The organism is Pseudoalteromonas sp. TB64 (genome assembly GCF_000498095.1).
GTDB lineage: Bacteria > Pseudomonadota > Gammaproteobacteria > Enterobacterales > Alteromonadaceae > Pseudoalteromonas.
Genome location: NZ_AUTQ01000004.1, coordinates 1 through 2,579, shown reverse-complemented (window position 1 = coordinate 2,579; position 2,579 = coordinate 1). Strand labels below are relative to the sequence as shown.

2 protein-coding genes and 2 pseudogenes are annotated in these 2,579 nt (G+C 38.8%); 2 read left to right on the top strand and 2 right to left on the bottom strand.

Annotation, left to right across the window (positions count from 1 at the left end; all coding sequences use genetic code 11):
• Positions 1-521 (top strand): porin (locus L647_RS0100125; protein ID WP_024609411.1); only part of this gene is annotated, 521 nt, incomplete at its 5' end.
• Between the two features lie 12 nt (positions 522-533).
• A complete protein-coding gene (locus L647_RS0100120) occupies positions 534-941 on the top strand; it encodes a phosphate ABC transporter substrate-binding protein (RefSeq protein WP_024609410.1) in 408 nt (135 codons plus the stop codon).
• Positions 942-980: 39 nt separating this feature from the next.
• On the opposite strand, the pseudogene L647_RS01000000123420 reads toward L647_RS0100120, so the two are convergent.
• Positions 981-2,132: pseudogene (locus L647_RS01000000123420) on the bottom strand (IS4 family transposase).
• A 128-nt stretch (positions 2,133-2,260) separates the two neighbouring features.
• Positions 2,261-2,579 (bottom strand): annotated as a pseudogene (locus L647_RS0100100) (methyl-accepting chemotaxis protein); the annotation flags it as partial.

Here is a 2,579-nt window from a genome sequence, read left to right as displayed (position 1 = left end):
TTGTAGCCGATACAAGTATCTCGTCAGACGATAGCGGTTTAATTCAACTTGTTGGCGCATTAAATGACAATGGCTTAACAAAAACAGCTAATGATCTTGTTACTGATGAAGATAAAACAACGTTTATTGGTGTAGGTTTCTCCGTCGATTATGATAATTTCTTGTTTGATGCCGAATACACTGAATTTGAAGTAGAAGACAGTATTTTAGCTAAGCAGTCTCAGTATTACGCATCTGTTGGTTACCGTATCGACAGTGTTATTGTTCATTTTACATATGAAGATAATGATGATGAACATGACTCATCACGATTTGATACCATTGAATCTATACCTAGCTTAAATGCTGCGGTAAATGGCGCCTTAGAAGGAATTCGTGCACAAAGTAATGTTTACACTATTGGCGCACGTTACGACTTTCACCCATCTGCTGCATTTAAAATAGACTTCAGTCGTTTTGATGATGATATTACTAATACAGAAACTGATATAGTGGCTGTTGGTGTAGATCTTGTCTTTTAATTGGAGCTTATGATGAAAAAATTAATTTTAGTTACTGCACTTTCATTGTGCTCAATGAGTGTATTTGCAGACGTTGCAGTGATTGTTAACCCAAGCAATGCTAGCTCTGTAGATGCTGACACAATAAAAAAGATTTATTTGGGAAAAAGTAAGTCATTTAGTAATGGCGATAAAGTTAACCCTGTAAATCAAGACGGTACGCCTGTAGCAGATGAATTTAACGACAAAGTTGTTGGTAAGTCTAGTAGTCAGTTAAATGCATATTGGTCAAAGCTAATATTTACAGGTAAAGGTACTCCGCCTGAAAAGCTTACATCAGACCAAGCTGTTATCGATTTTGTTGCTGCTAATGGTAACGCAATTGGCTACGTTGATAGTTCTAAAGTGAGCGATAAAGTAAAAGTAATTGCTACTTTTTAAACGTAAAAGTTAATATAAAAACCATTTGGTTAATGCCAGTCAGTTAACAGCTGACTGGCGTTTTTTATTGAGGTATTTGCTGGGTTTTGGTTTCACACACCTCGGATACGCCCGTTCCCGTTTTATCGGCAATATGTAATGTTTAACTCGAGCTTGTAATTACTCTATTGATTTAGGTATACGTCCTGCATTTTCTATAAACATTGGATGAATCAGGTTAATAATACTAATAGCACACGTCGAAAGACTCAGGTGTTTTGCATATATTCTAGGCTTTTTCTGCGCCATTTCCACCATCTGGTATCGAAGCAAGTTATAGCTCAACTACGCCCCATAATTCTTGTGCTATCGTTTCAGGTTTCTTGCTACGTAGCGTGAAGTGACTATTCAGTAAGGTTTGTTCTATTTATCGCTTGTGCTGTTGCTTTTAGCTTGATGAGTTTGTCTTGACGACCTAAAGAGCGAACAATTTCATATTGCATGCCTTTTCTCATCGGTTGAAGCCAATGCCTATTCCCCCCCAGCATGTTGCCAACGATTGAGTAAGCCTAGAGAATAGAAGTCTCTATCAAATAACGTCAGTGAGTTATCGGATGTTGCCTCAATTAAGTCTTCAGCCAACACCATTTCACTAGTGTGACAACTATCAAAGGCGCTCCCCATTAATAAATGGCTAGTTAACTCCATCAAACACACCATGCGAACTTGAGGGAAAGCCGTGTCACCATACTGATTTTTCACGCGGAGAATGCGTGTTGATTTTCAGCGGTATCTGGTGTGCGCCAAATGACACCATCAACGCCCGATAGTGATAACCCGCACCGTGTGGGATGGCTCGTATCAACATTCACATTTGCTGACTTTGCTCAAAAACCTGTTTAATGGCATTAGCCCCAAACCGCTGTCTAGCCTGTACAATCGCACAGGGTGCAACGAGTTCTTTTTTACCTAGTAAAGCGAGCCCTAATTTACTGACGATACTCCACAGTGGGTCTTCACGATAAAACGACATACAAATGACTATCCAAACAGCCATCTCAACAGGAAACCTTCTTTTCCTTATCGTTACAACACCTGCGGTTTCTGCGCATTGTTTGATAGATTCAGGATATAAAAATAGCTCAGTTGACCTAAGCCTTCTGAATTGGGCGCGTAACCATTGGCTAGAGAAAGTGCAGTAGTGAGTTGCAAAATAAAAAGCTCCTGAATAAATTCAGAAGCCTTTATAAACTAACCAAAAGATCGGTCAATGGATCATTAAATATTTTTTAACTGTTCAGCATTAACTCGTCGATGGTTTTTTGTGTCAATAATTAAAATTACTCAATTCTAAATTTAGCTGTCGCATCCAGTAAATTATCAGATAAGTAATGTAGATTTTTGGCTACATCGCGCACAGCAAGTAATGAATCCATAGTATCTTCAAACGATACATGCATATTTGAGACATTCTCAACAACCATAGCTGCAACCGATGTTTGCTCTTCTGTCGCAGCAGCTATTTGCGAATTCATTCCATTAATTTCTAGCATTTGTTCGGCTATTTTTTCAATCGAAATACCCGTTTTTTCTGCTGCAGTCGCATTATCTGTTGCCATATCTCGTGCAGAAGTCATCGCTGTCACAGACTCATTGGCT